Source organism: Methylobacterium sp. J-030 (genome assembly GCF_022829545.1).
GTDB lineage: Bacteria > Pseudomonadota > Alphaproteobacteria > Rhizobiales > Beijerinckiaceae > Methylobacterium.
This window is the reverse complement of sequence record NZ_JAKSYM010000163.1, coordinates 13,191-31,434: the sequence shown is the minus strand read 5'-3', so window position 1 is coordinate 31,434 and position 18,244 is coordinate 13,191. Positions and strand designations below refer to the sequence as shown.

At 70.9% G+C, this 18,244-nt stretch carries 14 protein-coding genes; 9 read left to right on the top strand and 5 right to left on the bottom strand.

What is annotated here, in order from left to right; all coding sequences use genetic code 11:
* Positions 1-164 precede the first annotated feature (164 nt).
* Complete coding sequence (locus MKK75_RS10030; RefSeq protein ID WP_244042442.1) at positions 165-2,990, top strand: PAS domain-containing protein; 2,826 nt, start codon at positions 165-167, stop codon at positions 2,988-2,990.
* Positions 2,991-3,443: 453 nt separating this feature from the next.
* On the opposite strand, the gene MKK75_RS10025 is transcribed toward MKK75_RS10030, so the two are convergent.
* Entirely contained in the window at positions 3,444-4,448 is a 1,005-nt protein-coding gene (locus MKK75_RS10025) for a DUF2891 domain-containing protein (RefSeq protein ID WP_244042441.1), read from the bottom strand.
* 137 nt (positions 4,449-4,585) lie between these two features.
* On the opposite strand from MKK75_RS10025, the gene MKK75_RS10020 reads away from it, so the two are divergent.
* The gene (locus MKK75_RS10020; protein ID WP_244042440.1) at positions 4,586-5,350 is read left to right on the top strand and encodes a CDP-diacylglycerol diphosphatase; all 765 of its coding nucleotides are present in this window, start codon (positions 4,586-4,588) and stop codon (positions 5,348-5,350) included.
* 15 nt (positions 5,351-5,365) lie between these two features.
* On the opposite strand, the gene MKK75_RS10015 is transcribed toward MKK75_RS10020, so the two are convergent.
* Complete coding sequence (locus MKK75_RS10015; protein ID WP_244042439.1) at positions 5,366-6,271, bottom strand: LysR family transcriptional regulator; 906 nt, start codon at positions 6,269-6,271, stop codon at positions 5,366-5,368.
* A 170-nt stretch (positions 6,272-6,441) separates the two neighbouring features.
* Between MKK75_RS10015 and MKK75_RS10010 the strand changes: the two genes are divergently transcribed.
* The 6 genes from MKK75_RS10010 (at position 6,442) to MKK75_RS09985 (ending at position 13,485) form a co-directional block, all read left to right on the top strand.
* Entirely contained in the window at positions 6,442-7,974 is a 1,533-nt protein-coding gene (locus tag MKK75_RS10010) for an ABC transporter substrate-binding protein (protein WP_244042438.1), read from the top strand.
* A gap of 10 nt (positions 7,975-7,984) precedes the next feature.
* On the top strand, positions 7,985-8,902 hold the full coding sequence (locus MKK75_RS10005; RefSeq protein WP_244042437.1) for an ABC transporter permease: 918 nt from the start codon (positions 7,985-7,987) through the stop codon (positions 8,900-8,902).
* Between the two features lie 10 nt (positions 8,903-8,912).
* Positions 8,913-9,848: an ABC transporter permease gene (locus MKK75_RS10000; protein ID WP_244042436.1), complete on the top strand. Its 936-nt coding sequence runs from the start codon at positions 8,913-8,915 to the stop codon at positions 9,846-9,848.
* A gap of 46 nt (positions 9,849-9,894) precedes the next feature.
* Positions 9,895-11,316 (top strand): M20 family metallopeptidase, encoded by a 1,422-nt coding sequence (locus tag MKK75_RS09995; protein ID WP_244042435.1) that lies wholly within the window; start codon positions 9,895-9,897, stop codon positions 11,314-11,316.
* Between the two features lie 4 nt (positions 11,317-11,320).
* Positions 11,321-12,937, top strand: coding sequence for a dipeptide ABC transporter ATP-binding protein (locus MKK75_RS09990; protein WP_244042434.1), 1,617 nt, complete (start codon positions 11,321-11,323; stop codon positions 12,935-12,937).
* A 191-nt stretch (positions 12,938-13,128) separates the two neighbouring features.
* Entirely contained in the window at positions 13,129-13,485 is a 357-nt protein-coding gene (locus tag MKK75_RS09985; RefSeq protein WP_244042433.1) for a hypothetical protein, read from the top strand.
* Here MKK75_RS09985 and MKK75_RS09980 read toward each other — a convergent pair.
* The 3 genes from MKK75_RS09980 to MKK75_RS09970 all read right to left on the bottom strand — a co-directional run bounded on the left by MKK75_RS09980 (position 13,458) and on the right by MKK75_RS09970 (position 16,093).
* A complete protein-coding gene (locus MKK75_RS09980; protein WP_244042432.1) occupies positions 13,458-13,907 on the bottom strand; it encodes a MucR family transcriptional regulator in 450 nt (149 codons plus the stop codon). The two genes, MKK75_RS09985 and MKK75_RS09980, sit on opposite strands and share 28 nt — an antisense overlap.
* Positions 13,908-14,391: 484 nt before the next feature.
* Positions 14,392-15,330 carry an ABC transporter permease gene (locus tag MKK75_RS09975; protein ID WP_244042431.1) on the bottom strand — a complete coding sequence of 313 codons (939 nt, stop codon included), beginning with the start codon at positions 15,328-15,330 and terminating at the stop codon, positions 14,392-14,394.
* Positions 15,323-16,093 carry an ABC transporter ATP-binding protein gene (locus MKK75_RS09970; protein WP_244042430.1) on the bottom strand — a complete coding sequence of 257 codons (771 nt, stop codon included), beginning with the start codon at positions 16,091-16,093 and terminating at the stop codon, positions 15,323-15,325. Before MKK75_RS09970 ends, MKK75_RS09975 begins: the two co-directional genes overlap by 8 nt.
* Before the next feature lie 410 nt (positions 16,094-16,503).
* Here MKK75_RS09970 and MKK75_RS09965 point away from each other — a divergent pair, with 410 nt between their 5' ends.
* Positions 16,504-18,195: a methyl-accepting chemotaxis protein gene (locus tag MKK75_RS09965; protein WP_244042429.1), complete on the top strand. Its 1,692-nt coding sequence runs from the start codon at positions 16,504-16,506 to the stop codon at positions 18,193-18,195.
* Positions 18,196-18,244: the final 49 nt, after the last annotated feature.

Here is an 18,244-nt window from a genome sequence, read left to right as displayed (position 1 = left end):
TGGCCCCACGGTGCTGATCACCGGGCGGGGTCGGCTCCGTTCGTTCAAGAGCTTGCCCCCGAGCAAACCATTCGTTGGCCGTGTCGCCGGAACTGCGTTGCACGGACTCACTTGGGAGGGTCGAAGGGGTAGGCTATGACGCCTGCGTGTCGCGGACCCAGACAATGCCCCGCCCGTCGGGTTTCGAGCCTCAGCATCCCCAGCGGCTTGCCGCCCTGCGGGCCTACGCCATCCTGGATACGCCTCCCGAGCGGGCGTTCGACGAGATCGCCGAGATGGCCGCCCAGGCCTGCGGCACGCCGATGGCGCACATCACCTTCATCGACGCCGACCGGCAGTGGATCAAGGCCGCGGCGGGCCACGCCCCGCGGGCGATGCCGCTCGCATCCGGCTTCTGCACCGAGGCGATGCGCACGGACGGCATCCTGATCCTGCCGGACCTGACGGCGGAGCCGGATCGCGCCGGCAACGCCCGCGTCACCGGGGAGCCGCACCTGCGCTTCTATGCCGGCGTCGCCCTCGTGACGCCCGACGGTTGGGTCATTGGCACCCTCTGCGTGCTCGACCGGGAGCCGCGCACCTTGAGCGACCAGCAGGTCTTCGTCCTGAAGGCGCTCGCCCGGGCCGTGATGACCCAGCTGGAGTCCCGCCGCACCGAGGCCGCCCTGCGCAGCAACGCGGAGCGGCACCGCTCGCTGTTCGCCATCATCGATGCCGGTTTCTGCTTCGTGGAGCTGATCTTCGCGGCGGATGGCCGCCCGGTCGATTACCGCTTCCTGGAGGTCAATCCCGCCTTCGAGACGCAGACCGGGCTGCACGACGTGGTCGGCCGGACGATGCGGGAGCTCGTGCCGGGCCACGAGCAGCACTGGTTCGATCTCTACGGCCAGGTCGCGCGCACCGGAGAGCCGGTCCGATTCGAGCAGGCGGCCGCGGAGCTCGGGCGCTGGTACGACGTGCACGCCTACCGGGTCGACGGGCCGATGCGGAACCGCGTCGCGATCCTGTTCAACGACATCACCGAACGCCGCCGGAGCGAGATGGCGCTGCAGGCCCGGGAGGCCGAGCTGCGCCTCGTGGCGGACGCGATGCCGGTGCTGATCGCCTTCATCGACCGCAACCGCGTCTACCAGTTCGCCAACGCCGCCTACGAGACCTGGACGGGCCAGGCCGCCGCCGACGTGATCGGGCGGACCGTGGCCGATCTCCTCGGGCCCGAGGCCTTCGAGGCCCGGCGCTCGGCCATCGAACGGGCGCTCGCCGGGGAGGAGGTCCGGCATGAATGGACCTGGACCTTCCCGGACGGCGAGAGCCGCACCGCCGACACGCGCTACCTGCCCCGCCGCGGGCCGGACGGGCAGGTCGATGGGTTCTACGTCTTCGCCCACGACATCTCCGAGCGGAAGCGGGCCGAGGGGCTGCTCCGGTCGCGGGCGGATCGCCTGGAGGCGCAGGTCGCCGCGCAGACCCGGGACCGCGACCGGGTCTGGACGCTCTCGCCGGTGCTGAAGCTCGTCTCGGACCGGGACGGGCGGGTGCAGTCGGTGAACCCGTCCTGGAGCCGGGCGCTCGGCTGGTCCGAGGCCGAGACCCTGGGCCGGGCGGCCCTCGACTTCGTGGCGGATCCGGAGCGCGAGGCCGCGCGGGCCGCCCTGCGGCCGCTCTGCGAGGACCGGCGGGTCGAAGACGTGGAACTCGCCTGCGTGACCCATTCCGGGGACCGGCGGCGCGTGCTCTGGACCGTCGTGCCGGAGGACGGGCTGTTCTACGGCTTCGGCCGCGACATCACCGAGCAGCGCCAGGCCGAGGAGGCCCTGCGCCAGTCGCAGAAGCTGGAGGCGATCGGCCAGCTCACCGGCGGGGTGGCGCACGACTTCAACAACCTGCTGACGATCATCCGCTCCTCCATGGAGTTCCTGCGCCGGCCCGACCTGGCGGAGGAGCGGCGGCGGCGCTACCTCGACGCGGTGTCCGACACGGTCGACCGGGCCGCCAAGCTCACCGGCCAGCTCCTCGCCTTCGCCCGGCGCCAGGCGCTCAAGCCCCAGGTCTTCGACATCTGCGCCCGGCTGCGCAGCATCGCCGACATGCTCGACTCGGTGACCGGTGCGCGCATCCGGGTCACCATCGACCTGCCGGACACGCCCCGCTACGTGCGCGCCGACGAGAGCCAGTTCGAGACGGCGCTGATCAACATGGCGGTCAACGCCCGGGACGCCATGGACGGGGAAGGCGGCCTGACCCTGCGCCTCGACGCCGACCGCCCGATGCCGCCGATCCGCGGGCATGCCGGCGCGCGCGGCCCGTTCGCGGCCGTACGGGTCTCCGACACGGGCGCCGGCATCCCGGCCCCGGATCTCGGGCGGATCTTCGAGCCGTTCTTCACCACCAAGGAGGTCGGCAAGGGGACCGGGCTCGGCCTCTCCCAGGTGATCGGCTTCGCCAAGCAGTCCGGCGGCGACATCGACGTGGCGAGCGCGGTGGGCGGCGGGACCACCTTCACCCTCTACCTGCCGCAGGTCGCGGCCCCCGCGATGGTCGAGGCCGGCCGCGACGTGCAACCGGAGATCGAGCCGCAGCGGGGCCTGTGCATACTCGTGGTCGAGGACAATCTCGGGGTCGGCCGGTTCTGCACCCAGATTCTGGAGGATCTGGGCCACGCCCCGGTCTGGACCAAGTCCGCCGAGGAGGCGCTCGCCGAACTCGACAGCACGCCGGACCGCTTCGACGTGGTGTTCTCGGACGTGGTGATGCCCGGCATGGGCGGCTTCGCGCTCGCGCGGCAGTTGCAGACCACCCGCCCGGACCTGCCGGTGGTGCTGACCTCGGGCTACAGCCACGTGCTGGCCAAGGACGACGCCCACGGCTTCGCCCTGGTGCGCAAGCCGTACTCGGCCGAGCAGCTCGCCCAGGTGCTGTACGAGGCGGCGAAGCGGCGGAGCGCGCCGAAGCCGCTGCACAGCGTGGCGGACGGCGCGGCGCGGGACTGACGGTCTTTGATGGGGGCGCCCCTTTTCCCGGACAGGCGGAGCGAGAGCGGAGCCTGATCCGGGACCCGGCACGAGACCAAGCCGCGCCAGCGGCACACGCTCTCAGATGGATGCCTTGCGCCGTCGGGCGCGGGATCCCGGGTCGCGTTCCGCTTGCGCTGCCCGCGCCCGGGATGGCGTCCAAACGAGTCCGTCAGGCTCTCCCGGAGCACGAATGCGGAAGCTGGCGCCTACCAAGCTCCGAAGCCTGCCACGCCCGCCTGGAACAACCCCGCCCCTCTCGGGTTGATGCAGTGCAGCACGGCGATGGCGTCGCCGCGCTGCTGCCCCTCGTGGGCGTTTCCTCCCTAGACTTCGGACCGTCCCCTGGGGACGGTCTTTTTTTTGGCCGGCAGGGATCAACGCGGTCCGCGCCGCAAAGTTCTTAGGAACCACTCAGAAATTGTCCGGCGCTCACGCCGCGAGGGCGAGCAGCGCGAAGGTCGCGAGCCAGTGCTCGCCCATGTAGTCGCCCGCCACATGCGGAAGCCCCGCCGCCAGATGCACCTCGGCCGCCGCGATCAGCAGCGGCCGGCGGGGATCGGCCGGCGGCAGCGCCCCGGCGAGCGCCCGGAAGCACCACGCCCGGCTGAGGTTCAGCCCGTCGAGATGGGCGATCTTGCCGTCGCTGCGGTCGGTCACCGCGGCCGGGCGGAACAGCGTGGCGGGCCGGCCCGCCGCGAGATCGGGCAGGAACCGGTCGAACCAGGGCCCGAACCGCTCCGGCGGCAGGAGGCGGCGCATGCACTCGGCCTCGATCAGCGCGGAGGACAGGAAGTCGTCGCCGCCCGGCTCGCCCCAGGCGGGGCAGGCCTCGTCCGCCCCGTACCAGCGCTCGGCCTTCTGGAGCAGCAGGGCCCGGAGCGCCGCATCCCCCGCCCCCTCGGCGTAGTCGGCGGCCAGGCGCAGTGCGAAGGCGGTGTTGAAGTGGGTCCCGACCCGCACCGGGTAGGCGGCGAGCGGCAGGAAGTCCCGGAAGCGCCGGACCACGATCCCGGCGAGCGGGGCCAGCGCCCCGGCCCAGCGGGGCTCGGGCAGGCGGGCGAGTTCGTCGGCGAGCTTCAGGAGCCAGGCCCAGCCGTAGGGCCGCTCGAAGCCCCGGGCGTCGGGCCGGCCGAAGGAGGCGCATTCGCCGGCGACCTTCCCGGGCGTGAGCTGCGCGTCGAACCGGGCGCGGATCGCCCCGGCCTCGGCGCCGTCCGGGAACAGGCGCAGGACGCGGGCGAGCAGCCAGAAGGCATGGACGCAGGAATGCCAATCGTAGCTGCCATAGAAGACCGGGTGCAGCGCGGCGGGGGTGCGGGCATCCTCCGGACCCGCCAGGACGTGCCCGGGCTTGTTCGGGTATTCGCGGGTGACGTGACCGAGGGCGAGGGCCGCGAAGCGGCCGGCGCGTTCCGGGGTGAGGGCGGGCGCCATCGCGGGCCTCCGAGTTCGGGACGGGCCGGCATAGCCGTTCCGAAGCCCGCCGTCAGGACATCGCGACGCTTTGCCGGCGTACCGGCAGATCGGCTATCGGTGACCCGGGCCGCCCGCCGGCCGCACCGGAAGCCCCCATGCGCCGCGCGCCGCTCGCCCTCCTCGCTGCCCTCCCGGCCGCCCTCCTGAGTCCCGCGCCCCTCGCGGCCGCGCCCGATCCGAGCCGCGACGTCCTGTGGGCGGCCCTGAAGACCTGCGTGCTCGCCAAGCGGCTCGCCAACCGGACCTTCCCGTGCCTCTCGGTCGATCTGGGCGACGGGGCGCGCCCGGGCACGGCGGTCCTGCGCGCGCCGGGTGAGCCGACCCACAGCGTCCTCATGCCCACCGATACGGTGGCGGGCCTGGAGGCGCCGGTGCTGCGGGGCCCCCGCGGGACCGCCTACTGGCGGGCGGCGCTGGCGGCGCGGCCCTTCGTGTCGGACGTGTTCAAGGGGAAGCTGCCGCCCGCCGCGGTGGGGCTCGCGGTCAACTCGGCCCAGGGCCGCAGCCAGGACCAGCTCCACATCCATCTCGACTGCCTGCGCCCCAGCGTGCTGGCTTCCCTGAAGGCGCATGGCCGCCAGATCCAGCGGCGCTGGAGCCGCTTCCCGGTGCCGCTCGCCGGCGACCGCTACTTCGCCCTGCGGGTGCCGGAGGCGGAGGCCGCGCAGTTCAACCCGTTCGCGGCCCTGCACGACCTGCCGGGCGCCCGGCCCGACCTGCACCGGACGAGCTTCGCGGCGGTGCCGACGCAACCGGGCGATCCCGAGCCAGGCTTCATCCTGCTGGCCTACCGGGCGCCGAGCGCGAGCGCCGAGGACGTGATGGACCATGCCTGCGCCGCCGCGGACCGGGGCGCCTGAGCGGGCCGGACCCTCTCAGGGCCCGTCCCGCGGCGGCGGCAGCGCGTCGGTGAGCTGGCGCAGGAACGCCCGCACCGCCTTCGGCAGCCGCCGGTCGCGCATCGCCTGGATCTTCACGCCCCGGGCGAGGCTCGTCCGGGACAGGATCGGCAGGCTGACCAGCTCGTTGAGGCGGAGCGGCGTCTGCACCGACAGCGCCGACATCAGCGCGAAGCCGCGGGAGCGCCGGACGAAGGGCAGCAGCGCCGAGAGGGTGTTGGAGGTCAGCACCGGCTCGACCGCAATGCCCTCGTGCGCGCAGGCGGCGTCGAACACCCGCCGCAGGGTCGTGTCCCGGGTCGGCAGGGCGATGGGATAGTCCAGCAGGTCCGCGAGGCGCAGGGCGGCCGCCCGCGCGAGGGGATGGTCGGGGGCGGCGAGCGCCAGCATGTCGACCCGCCCGTCGTAGAGCACCTCGACCTGCGGGGTGGGCGTCAGCGCGAAGGTGATGCCGAGATCGGCCTCCCCCACCGCCACCGTCTGGGTCACCTGGGCCGGGGGAAGGACCGTCACCTCGAAGCGGATGCCGGGATGGGCCGCGTGGAAGGCCGCGATGGCGTTCGGCACGATGTCGAGGGAAAACCCCTCGGAACAGGCGACCCGGATCAGGCCGCGGGCCAGCCCCTCCAGCTCCCGGATCTCCGTGACCACCTGCTCGGAGCGAATCAGCACCTGATGAGCGTGCTGCGCCAGCAGCTCCCCCGCCGGGCTCGGCACCATGCCGCGCGGGCGCCGCTCGAACAGCACGCAGTCGAGCTCGGCCTCCAAGTTGCCGATCTGTCGGCTGATCGCCGAAGCCGCCACGTTGAGCTGGGCCGAGGCCGCCGCGATCGAGCCGGTGCGGGCCACCGCCAGGAAGTAGCGCAGCCCGGTCGTCTGCATTATCGTGCCCTACACGCTGTATGTTGCTATGAACATTGCCGATACGGCAAGGCAGCGCTCGCCAAATTCTACTTGTTGCGATCCCAGATGCACAACATCATCGCAGGGTGAAAAAGGCGGCAGCCGCGGAACCATCCGCCGGGCCTGTCCGCCGCGCCGTCGGAGCCTGCATGCCGCTACGGACTCTCACCCGAGCCGCCACCCTGGCCGCCTCGCTCGCGACCCTGATCGCCGCGCATCCGGCGCTGGCCGGCAAGGCGGACGACACCCTGGTGTACGCCTCGGACAGCGAGCCGGAGAACGTCAGCCCCTATCACAACAGCGCCCGCGAGGGCGTGATCCTGGCCCGGAACTGCTGGGACACGCTGCTGTACCGTGATCCCAAGGACGGCGCCTACAAGCCGATGCTGGCGACCGCCTGGACCTGGGCGGACGACACGACCCTGGACCTGACGATTCGCCAGGGCGTGATCTTCCACAACGGTGATTCGCTCGGGCCGGAGGACGTGGCCTTCACGTTCAACTACGTGCTGACGCCGGAGGCCCGCACCGTCACCCGCCAGAACGTCGACTGGATGAAGTCGGTGGAGGTGACCGGCCCGCACAGCGTGCGCATCCACCTCAAGGCGCCGTTCCCGGCGGCGCTGGAATACCTCGCCGGCCCGACCCCAATCTTCCCGGCGGCCTACTTCAAGAAGGTCGGCCTCGACGGCTTCGCCAAGGCGCCGGTCGGCAGCGGCCCGTACCGGATCACCAAGGTCGACAGCGGCCGCGGCGTCAGCATGGAGCGGTTCGACAGGTACTGGGCGGACAGCCCGCTCGGACGGCCGAAGATCGGCAGGCTGCAGTTCCGCGTCATCCCGGACGGCGAGAGCCGGATGGCCGAATTGATGACCGGCGGCGTCGACTGGATCTGGCGGGTGCCGAGCGATCAGGCCGACCAGCTGCGCGCCGCGCCCAACATCACCGTGCTGAACTCCGAGACCATGCGGGTCGGCTTCCTGCAGTTCGACACGCTGGGCCGGGCCAAGGAGAACTCCCCGCTCAAGGATGTCCGCGTCCGCCAGGCGATCTCCTACGCCATCGACCGCAAGGCGATGGTCGACAACCTCGTGCGGGGCGCCTCGCGGGTGATGAACGCGCTGTGCTTCGTCGACCAGTTCGGCTGCACCGACCAGGGGGTGATGCGCTACCCCTACGACCCCGCCAAGGCCAAGGCGCTGCTCAAGGAAGCCGGCTATCCGAACGGGTTCGAGATCGATCTCGGCGCCTATCGCGAGCGGGACTACGCCGAGGCGGTGATCGGCTATCTCGGCGCCGTCGGCATCAGGGCGCGGCTCAACTACCTGCGCTACGCGGCGTTCCGCGATTCGCTGCGGGCCGGCAAGGTCTCGATCGGCTACCAGACCTGGGGGTCGTTCTCGGTGCTCGACGTCTCGGCCTTCGACGGGGTGTATTTCCGCGGCGGCGAGGAGGACCTGACCAAGGATCCGCAGGTGATCGCCGACCTCCGCAAGGGCGACAGCTCGACCGATCCGGAGACGCGCAAGGCGGCCTACGCCCAGGCGCTGCAGCGGATCGCCGCGGAGGCCTACGCGCTGCCGATGTTCTCCTACTCGACCAACTACGCCTTCACGTCGGACCTGAACTTCACCGCCCAGCCCGACGAGGTGGCGCGCTTCTACGCGGCGTCGTGGAAGTAGCGGGCGCCCCATGCTGACCTTCACGCTCCGGCGCATCCTCGTCGCCCTGGCGGTGGCCGTCACGGTCTCGGTGGCGAGCTTTCTGCTCCTCCACCTTTCGGGCGACCTCGCCACCGCGATCGCCGGGCCCGAGGCCACCGGCCCGCAGATCGCGCAGATCCGCCGGGATTACGGCCTGGACCAGCCGCTGCTGACCCAGTTCCTCTCCTGGAGCTGGCGGGCGCTGCACCTCGACTTCGGCAATTCCTTCTACTTCCGGGAGCGGGTGATCGATCTGCTCGCCGCGCGCCTGCCGATCACGCTCTATCTGGGGTTCATCGCGCTGGCCGTAGCCCTGTTCGTGGCGATCCCGCTGGGCGTGATCGCCGCCGTGAAGCGGGACACCTGGATCGACCGGACGGCGCTCGCCGTCTCGGTGTTGGGCCAGGCGATGCCGAGCTTCTGGTTCGGCCTGACGCTGATCCTGATTTTTTCCGTCAACCTCCGCTGGCTGCCGGTCTCGGGCAACGCCACTTGGAAGAACTTCGTCCTGCCGGCGATCGCGCTCGGCTACTACGCGATGCCGGCGGTGATGCGGCTCACCCGCAACGGGATGCTGGAGGTGCTGGCCTCCGACTACGTCCGCACCGCCCGCGCCAAGGGGCTGCCGCCCCGGAAGGTGCTGGTGCGGCACGCGCTGCGCAACGCCGTGATCCCGGTGATCGCCCTCTCGGCGGTGCAGTTCGGCTTCATGCTCGGCGGCTCGATCGTGATCGAGGCGGTGTTCTCGCTGCAGGGGCTCGGGCAGCTCGCCTGGGAATCGATCGCCCGCAACGACTTCCCCGTGGTCCAGGCGATCGTGCTGGTTCTGGCCATGATCTATATCGGCCTGACGCTGGCGGCCGACTTGCTGAACGCCTTCCTCGATCCGCGCCTGCGGCAATCGTGAGGATCCGCCCATGAGCCTCCCCCCCGACACGGTGGCTCTGGCCGCCCCCGCCCTGCCCCCGGAAGCGGCCATCACCCTGGCGCCGGTCCCCTCCCCCACCCGCCTGATCCTGCGGCGGGGCCTGCGCCACACCGGCTTCCTGATCGGGGCCGGGATCCTCGGGCTGATCGTGGCGGCGGCGCTCGCCGCCCCGCTCATCGCCCCGCACGACCCCTACGCGCAGGACGTGTCCCGCCGGCTGATCCCGCCGGTCTGGCAGGCCAAGGGCACCTGGGACCACGTGCTCGGCACCGACAAGCTCGGGCGCGACTACCTCAGCCGCCTGCTCTACGGCGGCCAGATCTCCCTGTTGATCGGGATCGCGGCGGCTTTGATCTCCGGGCTGATCGGCACCACGCTCGGCCTGTGCGCCGGCTATTTCGGCGGCTGGGTCGATTCGGTGGTGAGCTACATCGTGACCACGCGGCTGGCCATGCCGGTGGTTCTGGTGGCTTTGGCCATGGCGGCGCTGGTCGGCGGCTCGCTGAAGGTGGTGGTGCTGGTGCTGGGCTTCCTGCTCTGGGACAGGTTCGCCGTGGTGACCCGGGCCGCGACCCAGCAGATCCGCAACCAGGACTTCGTCAGCGCAGCCCGAGCGGCCGGCCTGACCGACCTGCGCATCGTCCTTCAAGAGATCCTGCCCAACATCATGAACGCGCTGATCGTGGTGGCGACCCTGGAGATGGCCCACGCGATCCTGCTGGAGGCGGCCCTCTCGTTCCTGGGGCTCGGCGTCCAGCCGCCCCTGCCCTCCTGGGGCCTGATGATCGCCGAGGGCAAGCAGTACATGTTCTTCCAGCCCTGGGTGATCACCATCCCGGGCGTGGCGCTCCTCCTGCTCGTGCTGGCGATCAATCTTCTGGGTGATGGCCTGCGGGACATCACCGCCCCCGAGGCGCGCCACTGACGCGGCCGGCCGGCACGGCACCAAAATGTTTCACGGGAAACACACCATGACGCGAGACGCCGCCATCGCGCGCGCCACAGAGGCCTTCGATTCGGGCGCGTTCCTCGCGCTCCTGCGGGAGGCCGTGGCGATGCCGACCGAGAGCCAGGCCCCCGGCCAGGAGGCCGCGCTCCGCGCCTACCTCGACGCGTTCATCGCGCCGCTGGTGACCCGGCTCGGCTTCGACACCCCACAGATCTTCCCCAACCCGGACGGGGTGCACGGCCCGTTCCTGATCGCCGAGCGGCGCGAGGGCGCGGACCTGCCCACCGTGCTGATCTACGGCCACGGCGACACGGTGCGGGGCTATCCCGAGCAGTGGCGCGAGGGGCTCGGCCCCTGGGAGATCGTGGTCGAGGGCGACCGCTGGTACGGGCGCGGCACCGCCGACAACAAGGGCCAGCACGTCCTCAACCTCGCCGCCCTGGAGCAGGTGATCGCGGCCCGCGAGGGCCATCTCGGCTTCAACGTGAAGCTCCTGATCGAGATGGGCGAGGAATCCGGCTCCCCGGGCCTGCGGCCGTTCTGCCGGGAGCAGGCCGAGGCCCTGCGGTCCGACGTGCTGATCGCCTCGGACGGCCCCCGCCTCAACGGCGAGCGCCCGACTCTTTTTCTGGGATCCCGCGGCGCCTACAATTTCGAGCTGAGCCTGAATCTGCGCGAGGGTCCGCATCATTCCGGCAACTGGGGTGGGCTGCTGCGCAACCCCGGCACGGTGCTGGCCTCGGCGATCGCCGCGATGGTCGATGCCCGCGGCAGCATCCTGGTCGAGGCCCTGCGGCCACCGCCGATCCCCGAGGGCGTGCGCGCGGCGCTCGCCGACATCCGCGTCGGCGCGGATCCGACCGCGCCCACCATCGACACCGACTGGGGCGAGCTGGGCCTGAGTCCGGCCGAGCGGGTCTTCGCCTGGAACACGCTGGAGGTGCTGGCCTTCAAGACCGGGGATCCGGACGGGCCGCTCAACGCCGTCCCGCCCCACGCCAAGGCGACCCTGCAGCTGCGCTTCGTGGTCGGCACCGACTGGCAGAACCTCATCCGGAACGTGCGCGCCCATCTCGACGCGCACGGCTTCCCGATGATCGAGGTCCGGCCGGCCCGCGCCGCGGAGGTTTTCCAGGCGACACGGCTGCCCGTGGAGGATCCCTGGGTCGAGTGGGCCCTGGAGTCGATCGAGGCGAGCTCCGGGAAAAAACCGGCGCTGCTGCCCAATCTCGGCGGCTCGCTGCCGAACGACGCCTTCTCGGAGATCCTGGGCCTGCCGACCCTCTGGGTGCCGCATTCCTACCCGGCCTGCCGCCAGCACGGGCCCGACGAGCACATGCTCGCCTCCGGCACCCGCGAGGGGATGGCGATCATGGCCGGCCTGTTCTGGGATCTGGGCCGGGACGGACCCGACATCCTGCGCCGCCGCACCGCGAGGGCCTGACACCATGAGCGAGCCGGTCGTCCGCATCCGCGATCTGACGATCGCGCTCCCCAAGGGGGCCGACCGCCCCCACGCGGTCGAGGGCCTGAACCTCGATCTGGAACCCGGGAAGATCCTCTGCGTGGTCGGAGAATCGGGCTCGGGCAAGTCGATGAGCGCCTACGCGCTCACCGGCCTCCTGCCCCGGGCGCTGAAGCCGACGGCCGGCTCGATCCTGTTCGAGGGGCGGGATCTCCTGACCCTCGACGAGCCCGCGTGGCGGCGCCTGCGCGGCCGGCGCGTCGCCATGGTGTTCCAGGAGCCGATGACGGCGCTGAACCCGGTGATGCGGATCGGCGACCAGATCGCCGAGATGTTCGAGGCGCACAACCTGCTCACCCGGGCCGAGCGCCGGGCCCGGGCGGTGGCGCTGGCGACCGAAGTCGGGCTGCCGAACCCCGGGGAGGCGGTGCGGGCCTATCCGCACCAGCTCTCCGGCGGCCAGCGGCAGCGGGCGATGATCGCCATGGCGCTGGCGCTGGAGCCCTCGGTGCTGGTCGCCGACGAGCCGACCACGGCGCTGGACGTCACCACCCAGGCCCAGATCCTCCGGCTGGTCCGCGACCTGCAGCGGAAGCGCGGGATGAGCGTCCTGTTCATCACCCACGATTTCGGCGTGGTGGCGGAGATCGCCGATCACGTGGCGGTGCTCCAGCGCGGGCGGCTGGTGGAATCCGGCACCGCCGAGGCCGTGCTGCGCGACCCCGAGGCGCCCTACACCAAGGCCCTGCTCGCCGCCGTCCCGAGACTGACCCCGCCGCCGCGGCTCCCGGTGGAGGCGGCCCCGGTCGCCCTGTCGGTCAGCCGGCTGTCCAAGACCTACGCGGGACGCTCCGGCCTGTTCGGCAAGCCGCGGGTGGTGGCGGCCGTCCAGGACGTCTCCTTCGACGTGCGGCGCGGCGAGACCCTGGGGATCGTGGGCGAGTCCGGCTCCGGCAAGTCGACCACCGCCCGGCTGGCGATCCGCCTGATCGAGCCCGATGGCGGCACGGTCCGGCTGGGGGATCTCGACTACACGGCGCTGAAGGGCGGCGACCTGCGTGACAAGCGCAGCCGCATCCAGATGATCTTTCAGGACCCGTTCGCGTCGCTGAACCCCCGGCGCACCGTGGAGCAGATCATCACGGCGGGCCCGATCGCCCACGGGGTCCCGGCCGCCGAGGCGCGGGCGCGGGCGCGATCCCTCCTCGACCTCGTCGGCCTCGATCCCAAGGCCGCCGCCCGCTACCCGAACGCCTTCTCGGGCGGGCAGCGCCAGCGCATCGGCATCGCCCGGGCGCTCGCCATGGAGCCGGACGTGCTGGTGGCCGACGAGGCGGTCTCGGCGCTCGACGTCTCGGTCCAGCGGCAGGTGCTGGACCTGCTGGAGGACCTGAAGCGGAGATTGTCCCTGGCGATGCTGTTCATCACCCACGACCTCCGGGTGGCCGCCACGATCTGCGACCGCATCGCCGTGATGCACCGGGGGGCCGTCGTGGAGATGCGGGGCACCGCAGACCTGTTCGCGGCGCCGGAGCACGCCTACACGCGCAGCCTGCTGGCGGCGGTCCCGGGCATCCACGCGCGGGCGCAGGTGTCCTGAAAGCCGCCCGGACGAGGGATCGGGCTCATCTGGGACGCTGAGACAAGTTTTTTGGACAGACTCGCCCTGTCCGGAATCGGGCCTTTCGTTAGGATACGCCGTGTCGAGGGTCGAGCGCCCCCGGCGGAGGCACGGCCGAAACCGCTATCCGTCCCCGCTCGCTCCTCGAACGCGGACGGGATTCTTTCAGCGTGTCGATCTCAGACCAGCCCGACGATCTCCGGCGCCCCGCCGTGCCGGCCGTGCCGCCCCCGTTGCGCCGCGGGGCCGACAAACGGGTGACGCGCTGGATCGGCGCGGGTCAACGCAAGGCGGCGCTGGCCGGTGCTGAGCCCATGGGCGCGGACCCCGTGGCCCAGCCGAGGCTGGGTCAGGTGATCAAGCTGAGCTGGGCCGACACCTTCGGCCGTCCCGCCCGAACCGATCTCGGCCTGCTGTTCCGGTCCGTTCCGATGACGGCACAGGTGCTGCCGTTCCAGAGCCGGATGGATCGACAGAGTGCGGCGCGGCGCGGCGGCGATCAGCCGTTCGTGCCGGTCCTGCGCTGATCGACCCGGCCGCCGGGGACGCCGAGGCCGATCGCCCTCGCGAGCGCTGAGCGCTGGGCGGCATAGCTGGGCGCCGTCGTCGGGTAATCCTCCGGCAGGCCGTAGCGCTCCCGGTACTGCTCGGGCGTCAGGCCGTGCGCGGTGAGATGGCGCTTCAGGGTCTTGTAGGACCGCCCGTCGATGAAGCTGGTGATGCCGTCCTGCTGGACCGACTTGCGGATCTGTGCGGGCGTCGGCTGCTCGACCGGCGGCGCCGCCTCGACGCGGGGCTGCCCGCCCAGATTGCTCAGCGCCGCATGCACACTCGCCATCAGGTCCGGCAGCGCGGTGGGCGGGACGGAATTGTTCGCGACATAGGCCGAGACGATTTCTGCGGCGAGCTTGATGCGCTCCAGGGCGGTCTCAGATTTTTCTTCGGGCACGCGGCGAGTCCGATCAAAGCTTTCGAGGGTGAGGTCACAGGTTCCAAAAGCAAAAACCGCGCATGTGTCAAGATGCTCTCGACCGATCCCGCCCGGCAGAAAGCGCATCGCGATGCAGGTTGACCGGGTATCGGCTTCGAAAAGAGCCTTTCACTGCACTTTGTTGCCAACCCGCCGATATTTACAGCGTTACGGCCTGTGACCGGCGGTCAATACCGCATCACGCGATCCCGCGATCGTTCCGTACGATACGAGACCGTTCGCGGCGTCGGTGAATCGCGAACGTGTGGATCGGCGAATCAGGGGCGTCCGCACGGCCCGCGCCGATCGGATCCCGCGCGGCTGCCGGATCGGGACCCCGCTCAAGAGCCCCGGATACCGGCCTCGCGACCGCGCACGGCTCCGGGATTGTCCCGGCGCGCCTCCCCGTCGGACCGGAAGCCACGCCGGCGGAGCGTGCGCGCGATCATCTCGGGCCTGCGTCTCAGGCCTGCATGCCCCAGCGCCGGATGGTGCGGCGCTCGATGGTCTGGAAGATCAGGTTCTCGACCACCAGGCCGATCAGGATGACGGTCAGAAGCCCGGCGAACACGTTGGGGATGTCGAGCATGTTCTTGTTCTCGAAGATGAACCAGCCCAGCCCACCCGAGCCCGACGACACCCCGAACACGAGTTCGGCCGCGATCAGGGTCCGCCACGCGAAGGCCCAGCCCACCTTCAGCCCCGTCAGGATCGCCGGGAAGGCGGCCGGGATCAGGATCTTCCCGATCAGCCGCGGGCCCGACAGCCCGTAATTGCGCCCCACCATGGTCAGCGTCCGGCTCACCGACAGGAAGCCGGAATGCGTGTTGAGCGCGATCGCCCAGGTCACCGAGTGGACCAGCACGAAGATCAGGCTGCCGTTGCCCAGGCCGAACCAGATCAGCGCCAGCGGCAGCAGCGCGATCGCCGGCAGCGGGTTGAACATGGCGGTCAGCGTCTCCAGCACGTCCGTACCGACCCGCGAGGCGATGGCGATGCCGGTCAGCAGGCTCGCCAGCCCGACCCCGGCCGCGTAGCCCATCAGCAGCACCTTGAGCGAGGACCACGCCCGGGCCGGCAGCGTCCCGTCCATGATGCCCCGGCCCAAGGCTTCCACCGTCGCCGAGAAGGTCGGGAACAGCAGGTCGTTGTCGAGATAGCGCCCGTAGGCCTCCCAGATCCCGGCCAGCACCGCCAGGATCACCAGCTTGCGCAGCCAGCCCTGGTTGAACAGCCGCTCGGGCACCGACAGCGGCTTCTCCACCACCGGCGCGGCCGCCCCGCCCCGGGCCGGGCCCAGCGCGCGCTCGATCTCGGGCCGCGTCGCCGGCGCCGGGCGGGACGGGGCGAGCGCCGCCGCGGTGCGGGCGGGCGCAGCGTCGAGGACAGGGGCGCTAGACATTCTCGGCCTCCGGGATCTCTTCCGAGAACAGCATCTGCTGGATGCGGCTCTCCAGGCCAAGCGCCGCCTCGGGCGTGGCGGCGCTGTTGAGTTCGGCCTTGACCTCGCCGGGATGGGGCGAGAGCAGCAGGATGCGCGCGCCGACCTTGATCGCCTCGGGGATCGAGTGGGTGACGAACAGAACCGTGAAGCGCGTGCCCTCCCACAGGGCGAGCAGCTCGTCCTGCATGCGCCGGCGCGTGAGCGCGTCCAGCGCCGCGAACGGCTCGTCCATGAGCAGGATGTCGGGCTCCATGGCCATGCCGCGGGCGATGGCCACGCGCTGCTTCATGCCGCCCGAGAGCGTGTGCGGGTAGCTGTCGGCGAAGCGGGTGAGGTGGACCTTGTCGATGTACAGGTCGGCCCGCTCGCGCGCGGCCCGGCCCTTCAGCCGGCCGGAGGCTTCGAGGGCGAACACGACGTTCTGGCGGACCGTCTTCCAGGGCAGGAGCTGGTCGAACTCCTGGAACACCATCATCCGGTCGGGCCCGGGCTGGGTGACGGGCCGGCCCTTGAGGCGGATCTCGCCCTCGGTCGGCGCCATGTAGCCGCCCACCGCCTTGAGCAGCGTCGACTTCCCGCAGCCGGAGGGCCCCAGCAGCACGAACCGGTCCCCGGGAAAGACCCGGAAGCTCACCCGGTAGGTGGCGGTCACGAGATGGTCCCGCGTCTTGTACCGAAGCGTGACGCCGTCCACCTCGAGGAGAGGCTGACCGTTGTCCATCGATCCTCCACGGCGCCGCGACTTCGACCGCGTTTCGCCCGCAACGGGTTCAAACCCGAGGCTCACGTTAAAGTGTAGGTCGGCGGGCTGCCCGCTGTAAAGGAGGTTGCGCACGCGGTTTTAGGCGATTAATCCTAGATCTCGATTGATATAGTCCGGCCATGTTTTGGTGAGATATTTGTTTACGTACTATAGTGTCGTAAATATCGACACTCTCTGCCTATGAATAGAACCTAGTCGAGACAATGGCCGACACCCCGTTTAAGCGCTTTCTTCTCACGGAAAATTGTATCTCACGGCCGAAGCCGGTCGAACGTTTCTTAAACGTTGGGTGACAACGCTAATCCAGAGCGGAAATCGGCGCGGGAAGCCTTCCGCCGGCATTGTTTCGGTCGTCGGGAGCTATCGACATGCGGTTGCGACTCACCATCAAGGCGGCCTTGATCGGTGCCTTCGGATTCCTCGCTCTCCTGGCCGCCGGGCAGGGCGGCCTGTCCATCGCAAAGCTGTCGGGCATCCGCTACTCGGTAGATCAGGTGGCCACCAACTGGCTGCCCTCGGTGGTGATCCTGGACACGATCCAGGGCGATCTGGCCGAGATCCGCCTCAAGCAGTACCGTCTGGTCACGCTCTCGACCACGCCGGAGCTGCGCGCCGAGAACGAGCGGCTTCATGCCGAGGCCATCGCCAAGCTCGCCGAGCACCGAAAGGTCTACGAGCCGATGATCGCCTCGCCGGAGGAGCAGGCGCTCTACGACGCCTTCGGCAAGCTCTGGATCACCTACGAGACGGCCAGCCGCGCGGCCGCCGCCCTGGTCGCGGCTGGCCGGATGGGGGACGCCCTCACGACGATCGGGAACCCCGACGCGCTGATGCTCTACAACCACCTCCGCGAGGCCCTGGCCCGCGACGTGGATCTGAACAACCGGTCCGCGCAGAAGGAGGCCGAGACCACGCAGGCGCTGACGAACGCCGCCGTGGTGGCCAGCTCCGTGACGGTGGCCCTCGCCGTCGTGGCGGCGTTGGCGGCCTCGGTCTTCGGGCTCCTGCGGATCTCGCGTCCGATCCAGAACATGACCACCGCGATGACGGTCCTGGCGGGCGGCGATACCGGAGCGGACGTGCCGTTCCGCCAGCGCCGTGACGAGATCGGCGCGATGGCCGCCGCCGTCCAGGTGTTCAAGGACAACCTGATCCGCAGCCGGGCCCTGGAGGCCGAGACGGCCGCCGCCCGGGCCTCGGCCGAGGAGCAGCGCAGGGCCGGCATGCGCCAGATGGCCGACAGCTTCGAGCGGGCGGTCGGCAGCATCGTCGGGCAGGTCTCGGCCTCCGCCACCGAGTTGCAGGCCACCGCGGGCTCGATGTCGGCGATGGCCGGCCAGACCTCGGCCCAGTCGACCGCGGTCGCCGCCGCCGCCGAGGAGGCGGGCTCCAACGTCAACACCGTCGCGGCGGCCGCCGAGGAACTCGGCTCATCGGTGCAGGAGATCGGCCGGCAGGTGAGCGGCTCGGCCGAACTCGCCCAATTGGCCGTCAGCGAGGCCGACCAGACGGGCGCGCTGGTGCAGGAGCTGAACGGCGCCGTCGCGCGCATCGGCGACGTCGTCGGAATGATCTCGACCATCGCCGGCCAGACCAACCTGCTGGCACTCAACGCGACCATCGAGGCGGCCCGAGCCGGCGCGGCCGGCCGGGGCTTCGCGGTGGTGGCCTCCGAGGTCAAGGCACTGGCCGAGCAGACCGCCAAGGCCACCGAGGAGATCAGCCAGCAGATCGGGCGGGTTCAGGGCGTGACCGGCCAGGCTGTGAACGCGATCGGCGCCATCACGGCGCGCATCCGCGAGATCGACGGGGTGGCGACCTCGATCGCGGCCGCCGTGGAGCAGCAGGGTGCGGCCACCCAGGAGATCGTGCGCAACGTCGGCCAGGCCGCGCAGGGAACCGCCGAGGTGACCAGCAACATCACCGGCGTGGCGGGGGCGGCCGAGGAGACCGGGGCGGCGGCGGGCCAGGTGCTGGGCGCCGCGAGCGAGCTGTCGCGCCAGTCCGAGCACCTTACCGCCGAGATCGGGCGCTTCCTGGCGACCGTCCGGGCCGCCTGAGCGGGTTTCGCAAGAGCGACCGCCGGGTCGGCAACGAAAACCTGCGGTC

Coding starts and splice junctions, on each gene's coding strand:
- MKK75_RS10030 (WP_244042442.1), top strand. CDS start 165: ATGCCCCGCCCGTCGGGTTTCGAGCCTCAGCATCCCCAGCGGCTTGCC.
- MKK75_RS10025 (WP_244042441.1), bottom strand. CDS start 4,448: ATGGCGCCCGCCCTCACCCCGGAACGCGCCGGCCGCTTCGCGGCCCTC.
- MKK75_RS10020 (WP_244042440.1), top strand. CDS start 4,586: ATGCGCCGCGCGCCGCTCGCCCTCCTCGCTGCCCTCCCGGCCGCCCTC.
- MKK75_RS10015 (WP_244042439.1), bottom strand. CDS start 6,271: ATGCAGACGACCGGGCTGCGCTACTTCCTGGCGGTGGCCCGCACCGGC.
- MKK75_RS10010 (WP_244042438.1), top strand. CDS start 6,442: ATGCCGCTACGGACTCTCACCCGAGCCGCCACCCTGGCCGCCTCGCTC.
- MKK75_RS10005 (WP_244042437.1), top strand. CDS start 7,985: ATGCTGACCTTCACGCTCCGGCGCATCCTCGTCGCCCTGGCGGTGGCC.
- MKK75_RS10000 (WP_244042436.1), top strand. CDS start 8,913: ATGAGCCTCCCCCCCGACACGGTGGCTCTGGCCGCCCCCGCCCTGCCC.
- MKK75_RS09995 (WP_244042435.1), top strand. CDS start 9,895: ATGACGCGAGACGCCGCCATCGCGCGCGCCACAGAGGCCTTCGATTCG.
- MKK75_RS09990 (WP_244042434.1), top strand. CDS start 11,321: ATGAGCGAGCCGGTCGTCCGCATCCGCGATCTGACGATCGCGCTCCCC.
- MKK75_RS09975 (WP_244042431.1), bottom strand. CDS start 15,330: ATGTCTAGCGCCCCTGTCCTCGACGCTGCGCCCGCCCGCACCGCGGCG.
- MKK75_RS09970 (WP_244042430.1), bottom strand. CDS start 16,093: ATGGACAACGGTCAGCCTCTCCTCGAGGTGGACGGCGTCACGCTTCGG.
- MKK75_RS09965 (WP_244042429.1), top strand. CDS start 16,504: ATGCGGTTGCGACTCACCATCAAGGCGGCCTTGATCGGTGCCTTCGGA.